17 protein-coding genes are annotated in these 17,451 nt (G+C 73.6%); 12 read left to right on the forward strand and 5 right to left on the reverse strand.

The window, feature by feature from the left end:
• Positions 1–85 precede the first annotated feature (85 nt).
• Positions 86–268: a hypothetical protein gene (locus tag AB0L45_RS38380; RefSeq protein ID WP_365848424.1), complete on the reverse strand. Its 183-nt coding sequence runs from the start codon at positions 266–268 to the stop codon at positions 86–88.
• A 475-nt stretch (positions 269–743) separates the two neighbouring features.
• Between AB0L45_RS38380 and AB0L45_RS38385 the strand changes: the two genes are divergently transcribed.
• The 5 genes from AB0L45_RS38385 to AB0L45_RS38405 all read left to right on the forward strand — a co-directional run bounded on the left by AB0L45_RS38385 (position 744) and on the right by AB0L45_RS38405 (position 5,606).
• Positions 744–2,477, forward strand: a complete 1,734-nt coding sequence (locus tag AB0L45_RS38385; protein ID WP_365848425.1) for an ABC transporter permease subunit — start codon at positions 744–746, stop codon at positions 2,475–2,477.
• 94 nt (positions 2,478–2,571) lie between these two features.
• Positions 2,572–3,954: a nitrate/sulfonate/bicarbonate ABC transporter ATP-binding protein gene (locus AB0L45_RS38390; RefSeq protein WP_365848426.1), complete on the forward strand. Its 1,383-nt coding sequence runs from the start codon at positions 2,572–2,574 to the stop codon at positions 3,952–3,954.
• Between the two features lie 32 nt (positions 3,955–3,986).
• Entirely contained in the window at positions 3,987–4,244 is a 258-nt protein-coding gene (locus AB0L45_RS38395; RefSeq protein WP_365848427.1) for a hypothetical protein, read from the forward strand.
• Positions 4,241–5,203, forward strand: a complete 963-nt coding sequence (locus AB0L45_RS38400; RefSeq protein ID WP_365848428.1) for an endonuclease/exonuclease/phosphatase family protein — start codon at positions 4,241–4,243, stop codon at positions 5,201–5,203. Before AB0L45_RS38395 ends, AB0L45_RS38400 begins: the two co-directional genes overlap by 4 nt.
• A 73-nt stretch (positions 5,204–5,276) precedes the next feature.
• Positions 5,277–5,606 (forward strand): DUF3140 domain-containing protein, encoded by a 330-nt coding sequence (locus AB0L45_RS38405; RefSeq protein ID WP_365848429.1) that lies wholly within the window; start codon positions 5,277–5,279, stop codon positions 5,604–5,606.
• 91 nt (positions 5,607–5,697) lie between these two features.
• Here AB0L45_RS38405 and AB0L45_RS38410 read toward each other — a convergent pair whose 3' ends face one another.
• A complete protein-coding gene (locus AB0L45_RS38410; RefSeq protein WP_365848430.1) occupies positions 5,698–6,903 on the reverse strand; it encodes a helix-turn-helix domain-containing protein in 1,206 nt (401 codons plus the stop codon).
• Positions 6,904–7,270: 367 nt separating this feature from the next.
• Here AB0L45_RS38410 and AB0L45_RS38415 point away from each other — a divergent pair, with 367 nt between their 5' ends.
• The 4 genes from AB0L45_RS38415 to AB0L45_RS38430 all read left to right on the forward strand — a co-directional run bounded on the left by AB0L45_RS38415 (position 7,271) and on the right by AB0L45_RS38430 (position 11,525).
• Positions 7,271–8,269, forward strand: a complete 999-nt coding sequence (locus AB0L45_RS38415) for an alpha/beta fold hydrolase (protein ID WP_365848431.1) — start codon at positions 7,271–7,273, stop codon at positions 8,267–8,269.
• A gap of 80 nt (positions 8,270–8,349) precedes the next feature.
• Positions 8,350–9,051, forward strand: a complete 702-nt coding sequence (locus AB0L45_RS38420) for a ribonuclease H (RefSeq protein ID WP_365848432.1) — start codon at positions 8,350–8,352, stop codon at positions 9,049–9,051.
• A 458-nt stretch (positions 9,052–9,509) separates the two neighbouring features.
• Positions 9,510–10,877, forward strand: a complete 1,368-nt coding sequence (locus tag AB0L45_RS38425) for a hypothetical protein (RefSeq protein WP_365848433.1) — start codon at positions 9,510–9,512, stop codon at positions 10,875–10,877.
• Positions 10,878–11,108: 231 nt separating this feature from the next.
• Positions 11,109–11,525, forward strand: coding sequence for an SRPBCC family protein (locus AB0L45_RS38430; RefSeq protein ID WP_365848434.1), 417 nt, complete (start codon positions 11,109–11,111; stop codon positions 11,523–11,525).
• 73 nt (positions 11,526–11,598) lie between these two features.
• Here the strand turns inward: AB0L45_RS38430 and AB0L45_RS38435 are convergent, their stop codons facing one another.
• Positions 11,599–12,273, reverse strand: coding sequence for a hypothetical protein (locus AB0L45_RS38435; RefSeq protein ID WP_365848435.1), 675 nt, complete (start codon positions 12,271–12,273; stop codon positions 11,599–11,601).
• 311 nt (positions 12,274–12,584) lie between these two features.
• On the opposite strand from AB0L45_RS38435, the gene AB0L45_RS38440 reads away from it, so the two are divergent.
• Both AB0L45_RS38440 and AB0L45_RS38445 read left to right on the forward strand, forming a co-directional pair.
• Complete coding sequence (locus AB0L45_RS38440; RefSeq protein WP_365848436.1) at positions 12,585–12,971, forward strand: VOC family protein; 387 nt, start codon at positions 12,585–12,587, stop codon at positions 12,969–12,971.
• Positions 12,972–13,001: 30 nt separating this feature from the next.
• Positions 13,002–14,633, forward strand: a complete 1,632-nt coding sequence (locus AB0L45_RS38445; protein ID WP_365848437.1) for a sensor histidine kinase — start codon at positions 13,002–13,004, stop codon at positions 14,631–14,633.
• Between the two features lie 61 nt (positions 14,634–14,694).
• Here AB0L45_RS38445 and AB0L45_RS38450 read toward each other — a convergent pair whose 3' ends face one another.
• Positions 14,695–15,495, reverse strand: a complete 801-nt coding sequence (locus AB0L45_RS38450) for an ABC transporter permease (RefSeq protein ID WP_365848438.1) — start codon at positions 15,493–15,495, stop codon at positions 14,695–14,697.
• The gene (locus AB0L45_RS38455) at positions 15,495–16,475 is read right to left on the reverse strand and encodes an ATP-binding cassette domain-containing protein (RefSeq protein ID WP_365848439.1); all 981 of its coding nucleotides are present in this window, start codon (positions 16,473–16,475) and stop codon (positions 15,495–15,497) included. The genes AB0L45_RS38450 and AB0L45_RS38455 overlap by 1 nt, the downstream gene beginning before the upstream one ends.
• A 158-nt stretch (positions 16,476–16,633) precedes the next feature.
• Between AB0L45_RS38455 and AB0L45_RS38460 the strand changes: the two genes are divergently transcribed.
• A complete protein-coding gene (locus tag AB0L45_RS38460) occupies positions 16,634–17,299 on the forward strand; it encodes a response regulator transcription factor (protein ID WP_365848440.1) in 666 nt (221 codons plus the stop codon).
• Positions 17,300–17,451: the final 152 nt, after the last annotated feature.

Genomic DNA, 17,451 nt, shown 5'->3' on the forward strand with positions numbered 1-17,451 from the left:
CTGACCCCGGACGGGCGGTCAGCAGGGGTCTGAGCGAGTACACGGGCGGGTCCGGCCGGGTGGCCGGGCCCGCTCGCGTACGGGCTCAGCTCTCGCCCTCCTGGGAGGGGTGCAGGCCCAGCATCTCCAGGAGCATCTTCAGCTCGTCGGCGTCCCGGGCCTGGCCGGCCAGGGTCAGCCGGGCCTGCCGCCGTACGGTGTCCGCCTCGGCTTCCTCGGGGGCGGCCGGGTCGGTCGGGTTCTCGCTGCGCTGGTCTTCCTTAATCATCACCGCCATTGTCCCATCCCCTTGGTACGTACCGATGCGCCGGGGGCAGGTCCGGCGCCGAGGCGGTCCGCGCGGGCCCCGGCACGGGAATTCTGAACGCGCCTTCAGGAAATCCTGAAAGCCTCCTCAGAAATGCGGATTCCTTTTCGATGCCTCCGCTCCGGCCCCGCCGGTCACCGTTTTCCTGAAGACGTCCTCAGCTTTCCCAAAACCTCGCGTGAGTTTTTGACCATGCCACGCATTACGTGCCATCATTCCTTCCGGCGCCGGCCGCCCGAGGCCGCCGCAGTTCTGTGCCGAGGAATTCGAGGAGGTGGTCGTTGTGCTGTACGGCGATCCTCCCAGTCCCGCTCACCGCCGTTCCCGCTGACCGGGCCGTACGGCCCGCGGCTTCGGACTGCCGGGCAGCCGGTCCCCGTGGCGACCGCTTCGCCACCGCGCCGGCCTGCCCGCACGAATTCTCTCGGGTATTCCCATGACGAAACTCCGCCAGTTCCCGTCCGGCGGCGCGCTGCGCGCTGCCCGAATGCGCCCCGTGGACCTCTTCATCGTCTGCGGCGTCGTCGCGCTCTTTTACCTCGTGGTCCGGGTCGGGGCCAGCACCGACCAGCCTTTCGACCCCGGAAATCCACCGGCCGTCTCCACCGATCCCGCACGGCTGCCGTACTACGCGGCGCGTTCCGTGCTGCGTATGTTCGCCGGGCTGGTGCCCGCGGTGCTCTTCACCTTCGTGTTCGGTACGTGGGCGGCCCGGTCCCGGCGGGCGGCCAAGGTCATCGTCCCGGCGGTCGACATCCTGCAGTCCGTACCGGTCCTGACCTTCCTCAGCATCACCGTCACCGGCTTCGTCGCCCTGTTCCCGCACTCCACGCTGGGCCTGGAGTGCGCCTCGGTCTTCGCCGTCTTCACCGCCCTGGTGTGGAACATGGCACTCGCCTTCTACCAGTCGCTGACCACCCAGCCCAGGGAGCTGGACGAGGCGGCCCGGCTGATGGGGCTCACCCGGTGGCAGCGGTTCTGGAAGCTGGACGTGCCCAGCGGCATGATCTCCCAGGTCTGGAACGGCATGATCAGCTTCGGTGCGGCCTGGTTCGCGCTCAGCGCCTCCGAGACGATCAGCGTCAGCAACCGGGACAACGCGCTGCCGGGCATCGGCTCGTACGTGGCCCAGGCACTGGACGACGGGGAGGGCGCCCGGGTCGCGCTGGCCGTCGTCGTGATGGCCGGGACGGTGGTGTCGGTCAACTTCTTCTTCTGGCGGCCGCTGACGGCCTGGGCCGAGCGGTTCCGTACCGAGGAGTGCGAGATCGCCGAGCAGCCGCGCAGCTGGGTCCTGGAGCTGCTGCGCCGCTCCACCCTGCCCGGCCGGCTGGCGCGCGCCCTGCGCCCGGCCGGTGAGCGGCTCGACCGTGCCATGCGGGTGCTGGGCACCGGCCGCGGGCGGCCGGCGCGGGACGACACCCGGCGCGGTCGGGCCGACGTCGTCTTCGCCGTGCTGTACGCCGGGGCCGTCGCCGCCATCGGGTGGCAGGCGTTCTCCTACGTCCTCGCCCACGTCCCGCTGCCGGAGATCGGCCACGACGCGCTGTTGGCACTGATCACCTACGGCCGGGTGCTGCTGCTGGTCGCCTTCTCGACCGTGGTGTGGGTGCCCATCGGCGTGTGGATCGGGATGAACCCGAAGGTCAACCGGGTCGCCCAGCCGGTCGTGCAGGTCCTGGCCTCCTTCCCGACCAACTTCGTCTTCCCGCTCGCGGTCGTCGTGCTGGGCGCCTCCGGCGTCTCGCTGAACTGGGGCTGCATCGCGTTGATGGCCCTGGGCGCCCAGTGGTACGTGCTGTTCAACGTGATCGCGGGGGCCGGCGCCATCCCGGGCGACCTGCGCGAGGCCGCCGCCGACCTGGGAGTGCGCGGGTGGCTGCGCTGGAAGACGCTGATCCTGCCGGCCGTCCTCCCCTCGTACGTCACCGGAGCGCTGACCGCGTCGGGCGGCGCCTGGAACGCGTCGATCCAGGCGGAGACCGTCCGTTACGGCACCACCACACTCACCGCGGCCGGTATCGGCGCGTACATCCAGCAGGCCACCGCCGACGGTGACTTCGCCCGCAACTTCCTCGGCGCCGTCCTGATGAGTGTCTATGTCGTCGTCATCAACCGGCTGTTCTGGCGGCGGCTGTACCGCTTCGCGATGAAGCGCTGCGCGCTGTAGCGCCGCCGGAAGCTGCCGTTCACCCACCGGGCCACCGGCGGCCGGGCCGCCACACCCCCTTCCCGTCGCACCACCCGTCCCTCGGAGCATCACCATGAACACCTCCGTCATCAGCGTCCGCGGCCTGCGCAAGCACTTCCCCGCCCCTTCCGGCGGCGTCCTGCCGGTCCTCGACGACGTGACCTTCGACCTGTACGAGGGCGAGGTCATCGCCCTGCTCGGCAAGTCCGGTTCGGGAAAGTCGACGCTGCTCCGCCACATCGCCGGGCTGCTCGCGCCCTCCAGCGGCACCGTCCACTACCGCGGCGAGCCGGTCACCGGGCCGAACCCCGGTACGGCGATGCTGTTCCAGTCCTTCGCCCTGATGCCGTGGCTGACGGTGCGGCAGAACGTCGAACTCGGCCTCCAGGCCCGGGGCGTGACCGCCGCCGAGCGGCGGGTCCGGGCCCTGCGCGCCATCGGCATGGTCGGCCTGGACGGGTTCGAGAACGCCTACCCGAAGGAGCTGTCCGGCGGTATGCGGCAGCGGGCCGGCTTCGCCCGCGCCCTGGTCGTCCAGCCGGACGTGCTGCTGATGGACGAGCCGTTCTCGGCCCTGGACGTCCTGACCGCGCAGGCCCTCCGCAACGAGCTGCTGGAACTGCTCGCCCACCCCGACTCCCCCACCCGCACCGCCCTGCTGGTCACCCACTCCATCGAGGAGGCCGTCCAGCTCGCCGACCGGATCCTGGTGCTCGACACCGACCCGGGCCGCGTCAGGGCCGAGCTGCGCGTCGCCCTGCCGCGCCCCCGCGACCGCCGCGACCCCGGCTTCGAGGCGCTGGTCGAGGATGCCTACGAGGCGCTGACCGGCCGGCGCGACACGGCCGCTCCGGGTGCGGCCGCTTCCGGCACGGCCGGCCCCGGAGCGTCCGGTCCCGAAGCGGTCGTACAGGACCTCCTGCGGGCCGCCGGGCCGCTGCCGGACGCCACCGTGGAGGCCCTGACCGGTCTGCTGGAGCTCCTGGACACCCGGGGCGGTTCCGTAGAGCCGGCGGCGCTGGCCGACGCGCTGTCGTACGCGGTCGACGACCTGATGCCGCTGGTCGAGGCGGCGCAGCTGCTCGGCTACGCCAAGGTCGCCGCCAACCGGCTGCACCTGACGGTCACCGGCCGCGGCTTCGCGCGCGCCGACATCCTCCCGCGCAAGCACCTGTTCGCCGCCGCCGCGCTCGCCAACGTCCCGCTCATCGCCACCATCCGCACGCTCCTGCTGGCGTCCGGCAGCGGCCGGCTGCGGGAGCCGTACCTGATCGGCCGGCTCCGCGGCCACGTCCCCGAGCACGCCGCACGGCGGCAGCTGGCCACGGCGGTCACCTGGGGCCGCTACGCCGAGCTGTACGAGTACGACGCCGACGACCGTGTCCTGCTCCTGCCCGCCGAACAGCGCCCCACCCACGCCGCTCAGAAGCCGGGCCGCGCCCGCCGCCGGCGGTGAGCAGCCGCCGGCCCCTGACCGAGGAGAGCAGCATGAACCGACGCACCTCACAGCAGCGCAGGACCGTACCGCGCCCGTCCGCGGGCCCCGCGGGTGTGGCGGAGGGCATCCGGGCCCTTTTCGCCGTGGCCGTCCTCCCGATGGTGACGGTGGCCGCCGTCGCCCTGTCCCCGCCGGCCGTCACCCCGTTGATCTGCGCGGGGCTCCTGGGGGCCGGCTGCACCGCGGTCGGTTTCGGTGCTGCCGGGTGGCGCTGCCTTTCGCGCCGTACGGACGGAAGGCGTCGATGACGCGGCGGGGACCGGCCGGGACCGCTGCCGGCCCGTGGCGGCGGCCCGGCCTGCGGATCGCCGTGCCGTCCCTGCTCCTCGCGGTACTGCTGGCCTTCCCCGGGCTGCTGCCGAACACTCCGGGTCACCTGGGGAGTCTGGCCGAGACCGCGCTGCCCTGGTTCGGCGCCGTGGTTCCGGTCCTGCTCGGGTGGGCGGCGCTGCGCCGCTCCGTGGTGGGGGTGGCCGCGGCGCTGGTGCCCGCGGTGGTGTGGGCCTGGCTGTTCCTGCCGGGGTACCTCCCGGGAGGCGGTGACGACCGGGCCGACTTCCAGGTGCTGACGTACAACGTCGGCGGCGACCGCACCTCACCCGCCGCCGTCGCCCGGCAGGTGACCGGCACCGGCGCCGACGTGGTGGCGCTGGAGAAGGTCCCGGCCGCCGCCCTGCCCGCGTACGAACGGGCGCTCGGCGCGGTCCACCCGCACCACGCGGCGGCGAACACCCTGGGCCTGTGGTCCCGTTATCCGGTCGGCGAGGTGACGGACCTGGACCTGGGCGGCGCCTGGCCGCACGCGATACGGGCCCTGATCCGCACTCCCGGAGGTGACACCGCCTTCTACGCCGTGCGCCTGCCGTCCGTACGGGTCCGTGCCGACGCGGGCTTCACCACAGGGGCGCGGGACCGCGGCGCCGCCGAGCCGGCCGGCCGGGTGCGGGACGACCGGGCCGCGCGGGTGGTGGTGCTGGGCGACCTCAACGGCAGCCTGCGCGACCGGGGCCTGGCGCCGCCGGCCCGGCAGCTCACCTCCGCCCAGTACGACGCCGGGCGGGGGCCCGGCTTCACCTGGCCCGCGGCGTTCCCGGTCGTCCGCATCGACCATGTCCTGGTCCGCGGGCTGCGCGCCACCGGGGCCGCCGTGCTGCCGGACCGCCTCGGCAGCGACCACCGGCCGGTGCTGGTGGGGCTGCGCGGGTGATCGCCGGGTTTGTCCGGGCGGGCCACTGGACACCCAGTGTGCGTACGTTCGAAACGATCTCCAGGAGGCGTCCATGACAGCGCAGGTCGGCGACGAGCTGTGGGACGAGTTCCACAAGGCCGTCAACATGACCTCACGTGAGCTGCGGGAGTGGCTGAGCGTCGAGTCCGCGGGCGAGAACAGCGAGGAGGTCCCCGACCGGGCCGGGCGGCCCCTCGGGCGGCAGGTGCTGGAGATCCTGGGCAAGCGCCGCACCGACCTCACCGAGAGCGACGCCGGGGCGATGCGCCGCGTCGTCGAGATCGTCGGCAGCCAGCACCCGGAGGGCACGGACCCGAAGGCCGGCGGCGCGGACTGGCGCCACGGCCTGATGGACATCGGCCACGACCCGCTGAAGGAGTGAGCCGTACGGGCCGGGCCGCGGATACGGGCCGGCTCCGGTCCCGTGCCGGCCGGGCCTCGATCGCGTACCGGGCCCGGCCCACTGCGCCCACTCACCGCCGCAGGGCGCGCGTGCGCAGCGCCAGCAGCGCGCCGAAGCGGAATCCGGGGTCGGCGAGCCGGCCGTCGAAGAGCGCGTCCAGCTGCCGCAGGCGCTTGCGTGCCGTCTGCGGATGGATGCCGAGGGCCTGGGCGACCTCGGGGGCGGTGCGGCCCCATGACATGAGGAGCGCGTCGAGCGTCTCCGCCAGCCGGGCCGCCCGGCCCGCGGGCAGCCCGTCGAGGGCGCTGAGCACCTGGTCCCCCAGCAGGCGCCCGATGTGCGCGCCGCCGAGCAGGTGGACGTCGGCCAGCCGGTCGCCGACGGCCAGGAACGCGCCGTCCGGCCCGCCCGTGTCCCGGTGGTGGTTCAGCGCGAGCCGTACGCAGACGAGCGACACCCAGGCGTCGTGCGGCGCGACGGCCGGGCCGAGCGCCGCGGTACGGCCGCCGGCCGCGGCGCGCATCTCCTCGGCACCGGCCGGACCGCCGCCGGCCGGCTCCGGCAGGACCAGTACGAGGTCCGTGCCGCGCGGCAGCACCAGCGCGTCCGGCCACGGCACGGTGCACCGGCTGCCCGCCGCGCCCCGTACGACGAGACAGGCGACCGCGGTGGGCAGCGGCCAGCGGGCCCGCGCCGCCAGGGCTTCGAGCGGTTCGCGGGGCGTGCCGCGCGGCTGTTCCAGCAGCGCCTGCGCCAGGGCCCGCCGGCTGCGCTGCACCTCGCCCTCCGCGCGGGCCTGGGCGGCGACGAAGCCCTTGACCGCCTCGTTGGACAGCGCGTTGATGTGCGTCAGTACGGCTTCGTGCAGCGGCAGGACGATCTCGGTGGGCAGTGAGGCCGTACGGGCGATCTCCGCGTAGCGGCGGCTGCCCACCCGCGCGCCGACGCGGAAGGCGGCCTGGAGGCCGTCCGTGGTGCGCCCGTTGAGGAATTCCACGCGCCCCAGGTGGCGGAAGTACCGGATGTGATGGTCCTGCGGACTTTCCGGGGCCTCCGTCAGCTCGGCGAACTGGCGCATCGCGCGGCACACCGAGTCGACCAGGTCGCGCCCCGTGGAGGAGTCGAGCGGGCGCCGGTATGCGGGCACCTCGTCGCGGATGGCCTCGACCATGTCGGAGGCGATGGCGTCGATCCGGGGGCGCAGCAACGAGCCGAAGGACGCCGGGAGTTCGTGCCAGGGGCCACGTGCGAACGTCTCGCCAGGCGGGTTCTGCATCGCGGGCCTCCTCCGGACCGTGGACCACGGGGCGTTCGAGTCCCCGGGCCGGGATCGTGCCCCGTTCCGGCCCCAGTGGTCCAGTCCCGTACGCGCCCGGTGCCGCGACGGCCCGCCACCCGCCGCTGCCCGCGACCCCGCCGGGAGCTCCGGCGCCTGACCCGGCAGCCCCCGAAGATGTCACCTGCGTGACACATTTCTCGCCACCGGGCCCTTTTCCCTGGCGTAACGGCCCTTGCGGCGCGAGCGTGGTCCCGACGTTACGCGCCGGTAGCTTCCTGGCCCCGACACTCAGGGGTGCCGGTCCGGCGTGCCACGTCCGTCCTTCTTGTGTCCGTACCGAACCACGGCAAGAGGAGTACACGTGATGCGCAGCAACGGGACCACGCGCACGAGACGCCGCCGGCCGCCGGCCGCACTGACCGCCCTGCTGATGACGGCCGGTCTGGTGCTGGCCGGCACGACCACGGCGGCGAGCGCCCAGGCCGCGCCCGCTCGGCCCGCCGCCGCACCGGCGGCCTCCGCACCGCACGCGACCCCTTCCCCCACCGCCGCCGACCCCGTCGGGCCGCGGCAGGGCGACTTCCTGTCCGCCTTCCTCTATTCGGTCGCCAAGCCGACCGCCCTGCCCATCGGCGCGAACGACTGGTCGTGCAAGCCGGGCCGGACCCATCCCCGTCCGGTCGTCCTCGTGCACGGCACGTTCGAGAACCGGTACGCCAACTGGGCCGCCATCTCCCCCACCCTCAAGGACGCCGGCTACTGCGTCTTCGCCCTCAACTACGGAGGTACCCAGGGCCCCGTCCTCGCCACCGGCGACATCGCGAAGTCGGCCGGGCAGCTCGACGCGTTCGTCGACCAGGTGCGGGCGGCGACCGGCGCGGACAAGGTCGACCTCGTCGGGTACTCGCAGGGCGGCATGATGCCGCGGTACTACATCAAGAACCTGGGCGGGGCCGCGAAGGTCGGCAAGCTCGTCGCCTTCGTCCCGCCCAACCACGGCACGACGCTCCTCGGCCTCGGCCTGCTGGCCCGGCTGATCCCCGGCGCCGATGTCGTGGCCGGCGCGGCCTGCCCCGCCTGCGAGCAGCAGGTCGTCGGCTCGCGCTTCATCAAAGAGCTGAACGCCGGCGGCGAGACCCACCCGGCCGTCGACTACACCACCATCACCACCTGGTACGACGAGGTCGTGACCCCCTACTCCTCGGCGTTCCTGGCCCCGGCCGGCAACGTCACCAACGAGACGGTCCAGAGCCACTGCCTGATCGACCCCATCACCCACCTCAACATCACCTACGACCGGACGGCGACCCGCCTCGCCCTGAACGCGCTCGACCCGGCCCACGCCCAGCGCCCCACCTGCTGACGCGGCCGGGCCCCGGCGGGCCGCGTGCGACCGCCGGGGCCCTGGTCGGGGAAGGTCCGCAGTACTGGCAGTATCGAGGGATGGCAGAACAGATCACAGCCGCGTGCGACGGGGCGTCGAAAGGGAACCCCGGGCCCGCGGCCTGGGCATGGGTCGTCGGGGACGCGGCGGGCACGGTGGAGCGCTGGGCGGCCGGCCCGCTGGGGACCGCGACCAACAACGTGGCGGAACTGACCGCGCTGCGGGAGCTGTTGGCGGCCACCGACCCCGCCGCGCCGCTCCAGGTGCGGATGGACTCGCAGTACGCGATGAAGGCGGTCACGACGTGGCTGCCGGGGTGGCGCAAGAAGGGCTGGAAGACCGCGGCGGGCAAGCCGGTGGCCAACCGCGACCTGATCGTCGCCATCGACGAGCTGCTGACCGGGCGGACGGTGGAGTTCGTCTACGTACCGGCCCACCAGGTCGACGGCGACCCGCTGAACGCCGCGGCGGACGGCGCCGCCAGCGAGACCGCGCGCACCCAGCAGGCCGTCGGCAGCGCCCTGGGCTCCGCGCTCCCCGCGCCGGAGCCGGCCGGTGCGGCGTCCGGCGGGCGGGCCCGGGCGACCGGCGCCGCCCGCGTCCCGTCCGCGCGGCCGGGCAACAGCTCGCGGCCGCGGGGGTCCGTCAAGGCGCGCTTCCCCGGCCAGTGCCGGTGCGGACAGTCGTACGGCAAGGGCGAGACGATCGCGAAGAACCCGGACGGGTGGGGCCACCCGGCGTGCGCCGGAGCGGCCGGATAGCACGGTACGCGTCGCCTCGCGGCCGGTCCGCGGGGCGACGCCCACGACCCGGCGCCTGCCGCGCGGGCCGTCGTATGTCCCCGGCACATTCCGCGGACTCGGGAGCGCCGCGATCCGCCTCTCGCGCTCCTTTTATCCGATGAAATGCCCGTCCTATTTACCGACGAAAGCGTTTCAGTACCAGCGCCACCCGCCCCGCGCCTACCTCGTACGGGTGAAGTACGTGCCTGTTGACGCCGACGTACTCCACCAAGGCGGCTTATCAGTGGAATCCTTTCTGCGTGATCAGGGAGCTGCCATTCGGGGAGCCCCATGACGCTGCAACCCCCTCCTCCAGCCCCGCACTTGCACCGCGCCGCATTTCCGGCACGCGCCGTGCGCGCGGCCCGGGGACGGAATTGCGGAAAGAGTGGCTGGTAGAATTGAAGTTTTCTCGGTGTACAGCCCTGGTGGCCGCTGTGGGGTCATTGGCGGCCGCCCTCACAGTCGGTGCCCCGGCGGCGACGTCCCAGGAACCGCCGCCGGCCGCCGCGGACGCGTCGCGCTACTCCCACGCGGGTGAGCAGCGGGCCTTCCGGCACGAGCAGCTGACGCAGAGCGCCATGCCCGGCGGCCGGTCCAAGGGGGTCATCACACCCATCGGCCACCAGGGCTTCCAGCTCCGGTACGACGGTACGGACCGCGGGCGCGTCCTCGCGCTCGAACGGCGCCACCGTCAGCTCCGCCCCGCGTCCCTCACGTCCTGGCTGAACACCCGACCCCACGCGGCGGTGAACCTGTCGCGCTGCCCGACCAGGGTGCCGCTGAGCGGCGCGGACGGGTTCTGCTGGCAGCGCGGGTCGGCGGACGACCTGGGCTGGGCGTACGTCCCGCAGGGGCTGACCGGGTCCGGTGAGGCCGAGCCGCGCTCGGGCCGCTGGCAGGGGCGCAGCATCGTCGCCGCGAGCTGGGCGTCCAGCTACGACCACCCCAGCGCCCCGCGCAATCCGAAGAACCGCCCCTGGCGCGGCGCCAAGCAGATCGACCACTTCATGAAGGTGTCCTTCACGGACGTCACCGACCGCGGCCGCCCCCGCTACCGCAGCGCCCTGCTCGTCACCCCGCAGGGCACCGGCGGGTTCACCGCTCTGAAGGGGCACGGCGACACCCTCTCCTGGTACGGCCCGTACCTGTTCCTGTACAGCAGCGAGCGGCTGCGCGTCTTCGACGTACGCCACCTGTGGGCCACCACCACCTCCTCCGAGCGGGTGGGGATGCGGCGCGGTTCGGTGAGCGCCAACTGGCAGTCGGCGGCGCTGCCGCAGGTCGGCCAGTACTCCTTCGTCGGCCGCAACGGGTGCGGGAGCAGTCCGAGCGAGACGCCGTGCTTCAGCGGCGCCTCCATCGACCACGGTTCGGCGTTCGCGCCCTCGCTGGTGACCGTCGAGACCAGCTCGCCGGCCTCCCGCGTGGTGCGGTGGCCGCTGAGCTCGACGTCCCACCTGCTGCGCTCCGACTCCCGCGGCCTGGTGCGGGCCGGTGGCGCGTACCGCGTCCCGCTGGCCGGCCCGCAGGGCGTCGTCCAGCTGGACGAACGTTTCTACTTCACCGCGATGTGCCCGGACGCCCGCCGGGTCTTCGGCGAGCCGTACTGCCTCTACCGGGGTGACACCAACGGCCCGGTACGCGTGTGGAGCCGTACCCCGGCGGCCGCCGAGAACCTGTCGTACTGGCCCGCCACCGAACAGCTCTGGGTCTCCAACGAGTCCCCGTACCGCAAGCACGTCCGCCCGCACCCCGAGCTGAACGGCCGCGTCGTCTACCACGTGTCCCTCTCGGACGACTGACGCCCGTCCAGGCCCTCCGCGCGCCCGGTCCGGCGCGCGGAGGGCTTCGTTTCCCGGGACGGCCACCTCCTCGGCCCGATGCCGCCGTCGCCGTCCGGCGCCGCGGTCGGCGGCCGTGAGGCTGAAGGGCGGACCCGGTCACAGCGAACGGGTGGTAGGGGGGCTTCGGGCGCCGTCTGCGGGCAGACGGTTACGGGGGGCACGGAAGGCTTGCGACGAGAAGGGTCCGGCATGAGCGAATACGAACGTTCCCGTACGATGCCCGCGCTGCCTGAGCATGTGTTCGACCAGGCGAGCATCGTGGGGCAACTCGACAGCTGGCTGCCGCAGGGACTGCACGTGAAGGCGGCGGACCTGCCGGCCGTGACCGTGCACGAGGACCGTACGGGCGAGGACGAGGCCGGCCTCTTCCGCGCCGAGCGGGACCAGATGCGGCTGGAGTGGGGCACCCGGGACAGCGGCAGCTACGCCGGCTGGCTCCAGGTCGCCGGCATCGGCAGCGGCGCCAGCGAGGTGACGGTGCACCTGTCCTTCTTCGACGAGCAGCACGACCCGGGTGCCGGCGCGGTCAACGACGAGCTGGACCGCAGCCTGGAGCGGCTGGACGAGCTGGTCCGGCTGCGCATGGACGACGGCAGCAGCGGCTGACGCGTACGCGCACGTGCGGGGGCAGCACGGCAGCCGGCCGCTACGGCCGTCCGCCCCCGCACGCGGCCCGCCCTCAGCGCTTGAGCTGGAAGGTCTGCCCCTGGTGCGCGCCGGCGGTGCAGGACGCCTTCTCGGAGGCCGTCATCTTGCGGGTCTTGACCACCACCGCGTTGCTGACGCCGTCCGTACCGTTGGCGGCCGGGCCGGTGACGGTGTCCGGCACGTACCAGTAGTAGTGCCCCCACTTGGGGCTGTCGTAGTGGGTCTGCCAGGTGCCCGAGACGGTCTGCATGACCTGGGCGCGCGAGATCCAGCCCACCTCGCCGGGCTGCACCGTCATGTTCAGCGAGCTGTCCTCGGTGTGCGAGCTGCTCCAGGTGTGGCTGTACGTCGCCGTGACGCTGAGGTCGATGATGCCCGCGAGCTTCCCGCCCGCGGTGACCGAGACGCCGGCCGAGTCGCTGGAGCCCACCGTGTCCGACCAGCCCATCGACTGGGTGGCGGGCGAGGTGCTGCAGTTGTAGAGCGAGTTGGACACCTGCCGGAAGTCGCCCAGGTACGCCTTGCCGAGCACCGGCTCGTTGAAGGTGCACTTGCCTTCGCCGGAGGCGCAGTCGGCTATCAGCTGCTTGCGCTCCGGTCCGTCGGCCGCCGCGGCGGGTACGGTCATTGCCGCGGCCAGGCCCGCGGCCGCCGCCGCGAGCACCAGTGCACGTCCTCCGTGCCGCACGGTGCGGTTCTTCGCCATGTTGCTGTTCCTGCCTCTCGCCTTGCCTCGTGGAAGCGGCTGATCGTCGACCCGTCAACAGGGCTTCGGCCGCCGCCTGTTGCCTAAGAGGCTGGTGTAAACAGAGTTCCAACGACACCAAGAGTCGGCAAAGTTGTAGTTGATCCCACAACGTCCTGATTGGTCTGGATCAATGACGTACCCCGGGACTTCCGATGCAGGTCCGACGGCTGATCACACAACCCGGCGGGACCGCTATCGTCCACCACAGCCGCCGGTGAGCAGCGGGCGGCACGTACGATCCTTTCATCCCTCAGGAGACGGACGAACCCATGCGCGTCATCGCCTTCGACCACCTGGTCCTCACCGTCGCGGACACCGAACGCGCCCTCGGCTTCTACTGCGGTCCGCTCGGCCTCGAACCGGTGCGCGTCGAGGAGTGGCGCGCCGGCAAGGTCCCCTTCCCCTCCGTCCGGGTCAGCCCGACGACCATCATCGACCTCGTCGAAGGGGAGCGCGGCGAGTCCAACGTCGACCACATCTGCCTGGTCGTCGAGCCGCTGGACTGGCAACAGGTCGTCGACTCCGGCGACTTCACGGTGGTCGACGGGCCCGGCCGGCGGTACGGGGCCCGGGGCGACGCGCAGTCCCTGTACGTCCTGGACCCGGACGGCAACACGGTCGAACTGCGCTGGTACCCGCAGGACGCCGAGGCGTAGGCGGTGCGGCCGGGCCCGGCCGTCCGCGGTGTGGCGTTGTGGGCCGTACTGTCGGCGGCCGCCGTGCTGGACCACCGGGACCACCCGCGGGGTCCGGTCGTCCTGGGGCTGGTGCTGCCGGTGCTCGTGCTGGCCGGGGCGGTGGCGGGCGGCCGCAGGTGGCCGGGGACTGCCGTGGTCGTGGTCAACGGGCTGTGCGCGTGGGGCCTGACGAGTTCCGTGACACCGGGGAACGGCTACCTCCCCGCCCTGGCCGCGTCGGCGTACCTCCTCGGGGTCCGGTCGGAACGTACGGGCCGGGCCCTGCTGGTGTTCGGCGGCGCACTGGCGGCCGACCTCCTGCTGTGTGCCGTGCTGCGGGCCGGCGCCGTGTGGTGGTTCTACACGCTGACCATGCTGCCGGCGGCGATGGTGCTGCCATGGCTGGCCGGCCGGTACTGGCGTGCGCGGCAGGCGCTGGTACGCGGCGGATGGGACCGGGCGCGCGTCCTGGAACAGCAGCAGCGGCTGATCGCCGACCGGGCGAAGTTCCAGGAACGCACGCGTATCGCGGCCGACATGCACGACTCCCTCGGGCACGTCCTCAGCCTCGTCGCGCTGCGCGCGGGCGCCCTCGAACTCTCCCCGACGCTGAGCGGTCAGGACCGCGCGGACCTCGCGGAGCTGCGCGCGGCGGTGTCGGACGCGGTCGAGGAGCTGCGGGAGACCATCGGCGTGCTGCGCGGTGACGCGGACGGTGAGCCTGCGGTGGCGCCGGGGGAGCCGGTGGACGATCTCGTCGCCCGGGTACGGGCTTCCGGTGTGGCGGTGGACCTGCACCGTACGGGCGCGGTACCGGCCCTGCCGCCGATGGCCGACCGGGCGGTGTACCGGGTGGTGCAGGAGGCGCTGACCAACGCCGTCAAGCACGCGCCCGGCAGCGAGGTGCGCGTCGCGCTCGTCCGGGTGCGGGGCGGTACGGAGGTACGGGTGACCAACTCCGCGCCGCCCGCGGGCAGCCCGGCGCACCCGGTGCCGGGCAACCGGGGCCTGGCCGGGTTGCGGGAGCGCGTCTCGCTGGTCGGGGGGACGCTGCGGGCCGGGCCGTCCGGAGGCGGGTTCGAGGTGGTCGCCGTGCTGCCGGACCGGGTGGGCGCGGGCCGTTCGCGGGCCGCCGGGGAAGCGGGCGCCGGAACGGGGCCGGAGCCGGAGCCGGGGGGCGTGACGGGAGCGACGGACGGGGCGAGAGCTACGGTTGGGGTGGCAGCGACGGGCGGGGCGGAACAGGGGTCGGAGTCGGTGCGCCGGCTGGCGCTGGTCCGGCGCCGGGCCCGGCTGCGGTTCCTCTCGGCGTTCGCCGTGCCGGCGGGCGTCGGGCTGGTGCTGCTCGGGTCCGCCGCCCACCTCGCCCACCAGCTGGCCTCCTGCGTACTGCGGCCGGCGGACTACGCGGCCCTGCGGACGGGCCAGGACCGGGCCCGGTTCGCGCACGTCCTGCCGCGGCAGCCGTACCCGTACCCGTCCGAGGCCATGACGGCGCGGCCCGCCCCGTCCGGTGCCGCCTGCGACTTCTACCGGTCGAACGGCAATCTGCTGGGCGAGGTCGACGTCTACCGGCTCTGCTACTCCGGTACGCGGCTCGTCGCGAAGGACGTGCTGCCCGCCGAGCCGGAACGCCACTGACGGGACGGCGCGGCGCCGGGGCTCCAGCCGCCGCACCGCCCCGCTCTCAGGCGCCCCGCTCTCAGGCGTCCCGCCTGCCGAGCACCGCCCGGCCGGTGAAGTGCGCGGCGGCCGTCCACGCCAGCACGATCAGCAGCCCGGCCGGCGCGGGGTACGGGGCGCCGTCGCCGCCGTGCAGGAAGTAGCCGCCCGCGGTCTGCGGCAGGTAGTCGTTGACCGTCAGCAGTACGGGTCCGCCCAGGCCGGTGAGCATGCCCGGCAGGGCGGCGACGAGGAAGGCGAGCACTGCCAGGGTCGCGGCGGCGTGCCGCAGGGCGAAGGCCGTACCCACCGTGAGGACAGCGATCAGGGCGCAGTACAGGCCCATGGCCAGCAGGTGAGACAGCACCTGGGCCGTCTCGAAGGTGGCGTGGCCGCCGAAAGGCCGCCACGCCACCGCCACACCCAGCGCGCCCCACAGCACCCCGGCGACGCAGGACACCGCGGCGGTCACGAGCGACTTGGCCAGTTGCACGTGGTGCCGTACGGGCACCCACAGCAGCGAGGTGCGCACACTGCCCGTGGCGTACTCGCTCGTCACGGTGGTCATCGCCAGGACGACGACGGCGAACTGCACGAGTACGACGGAGGAGACCGGCGCGTTGCCGACCGGCTGGAGCGGCTGGTCGCCGATGCGCGCGATCGAGCCGTAATAGAAGGTGAAGACCGTTGTCACTGCGGCCCCTGCCAGGAGGCAGACGTACGGGGCGCGGAGCGACCACAGCTTGGTCCACTCGGCGGCGACCGCGCCGCCGAAACCTCCGCCGCCGGGGCGCGAAGGGGTGTGGGCGGGCGTTGCGGAGGGTGTCAGGGCGGCGGACATCACGCGCACCCCCGGCTCACGCCCGGCGCGGAGCCGGTGCCGGAGCGTGCGCCGACGTACTGTGCGCCGCCTGTTCCGTACTCCACGCTGCGCGCGGTCAGTTCCATGTACGTCTCTTCCAGCGAGGCGCCCGTACCGCGCAGTTCGTGCAGCCGTACGCCGAGCCGGTGGGCGAGGTCACCGACCTCCCCGGCCGTGCGTCCCCGGACGACGAGGTCCTGCTCGCCGGCCGCCGTCACCCGTACGCCGTCGGACGCCGTGAGGTGCCCGGCGAGTCTGCGCCGGTCCTCCGGGTCGGGTACGCACACCCGGACCGCGCCTGCCGCACCGCCGGCCAGCAGGTCCCGCAGGGGCGCGTCGGCGAGCAGCCGGCCCCTGCCGATGACGACCAGGTGATCGGCCGTCAGCTGCATCTCGCTCATCAGGTGGCTGGAGAGGAACACCGTCCGCCCCTGGGCGGCCTGGTCCCGCACCAGCTCCCGTATCCAGCGCACCCCGTCGGGGTCGAGGCCGTTGACGGGTTCGTCCAGGACCAGCACCTTCGGGTCGCCGAGCAGGGCGCCCGCGACGCCGAGCCGCTGGTACATGCCGAGCGAGAACGCCCCGGCGCGCCGCCGGGCGACCGTGGCCAGCCCGACGGTCTCCAGCACCTCGTCCACCCGGCGCACCGGGATGCCGTTGCTGCGGGCCTGGGCGACGAGGTGGCCACGCGCCGAGCGGGCCGGGTGCAGCGCCCTGGCGTCCAGGAGGGCGCCCACCTCGCGGACCGGGTGGCGCAGCGCGGCGTACGGCCTGCCGTCGATGAGCGCGGCGCCCGCGGTCGGCCGGTCCAGGCCGAGGATCATGCGCATCGTGGTCGACTTGCCGGCGCCGTTGGGGCCGAGGAAGCCGGTCACCCGGCCCTCGGTGACGTCCAGGGTCAGGTCGTCGACGGCGACGGTGCCGCCATAGCGTTTGGTGAGCCCTCTGAGGGTGATCACATGCGTCCTTCCGGAGTTCCCTGCGGTGCTCCGACCGTAGGGAGCGGCGGCCGCGGTGCGCGTCGCCCGCGCGGCGGTGATCCGTGCCCTGACTTTCGTCAGGGGTTCCTGACGATCGTCGTACCGGGGGCTGGGGTGCCCGTCGTTAGACTGCGCCGATGGTCCGGGTACTGGTGGCTGACGACGAGGCGATGGTCCGCGCCGGGGTGCGCGCCATCCTGGACAGGGACGGCGGGATCGAGGTCGTCGCCGAGGCGGCCGACGGGCACGGGGCGGTGGAGGCCGCGCGCCGGGCGCGGCCGGACGTGGCGCTGCTGGACATCCAGATGCCGGGGCTGGACGGGATCGCGGCGGCCGGGCGGATCTACCGGGAGCTGCCCGGCACGGCCGTGGTCATGCTCACCACGTTCGGGCAGGACGAGTTCATCGCCCGGGCGCTGCGGGCGGGCGCCGACGGTTTCCTGCTCAAGGCGGACGATCCGCGGGAGCTGCTGTCCGGGGTGCACGCGGTGGCCGCGGGCGGGGCCTACCTGTCGCCGAAGGTCGCCGCCCGGGTCGTGGCGGGGCTGCGCGACAGCCGGCCGGCCGGTGCCGGGTGGGCCCCCGCGCGGCTGCCCGAGGGGCGGCTGACCGGACGGGAGCTGGACGTGCTGTCGCTGCTCGGTGCCGGGCTGTCCAACGCCGAGATCGGCCGGCGGCTGGAACTGGTCGAGGGCACGGTCAAGGCCCACGTCAGCGCGATTCTCGGAAAGCTCGGCGTGCGGAACAGGGTGGAGGCGGCCATAACGGCGTACGAAGCGGGGCTGGTCGTCCGCGGCCGCTGAGTTCCGTGCGTCCGTCGCGCATACAGGAACCGGGCGGTGGCCCGGCGGGAATTCCGACAGGTCACCGCACCAAGATCGCCGTACGGTCCACCCGCTCCGGGCTGAACGCCAAGGGCGCCTGCATCGGCCCCATGGGCGGCCGGGTGCGCGCG

Source organism: Streptomyces sp. NPDC052496 (assembly GCF_040679095.1).
Classification (GTDB): domain Bacteria; phylum Actinomycetota; class Actinomycetes; order Streptomycetales; family Streptomycetaceae; genus Streptomyces.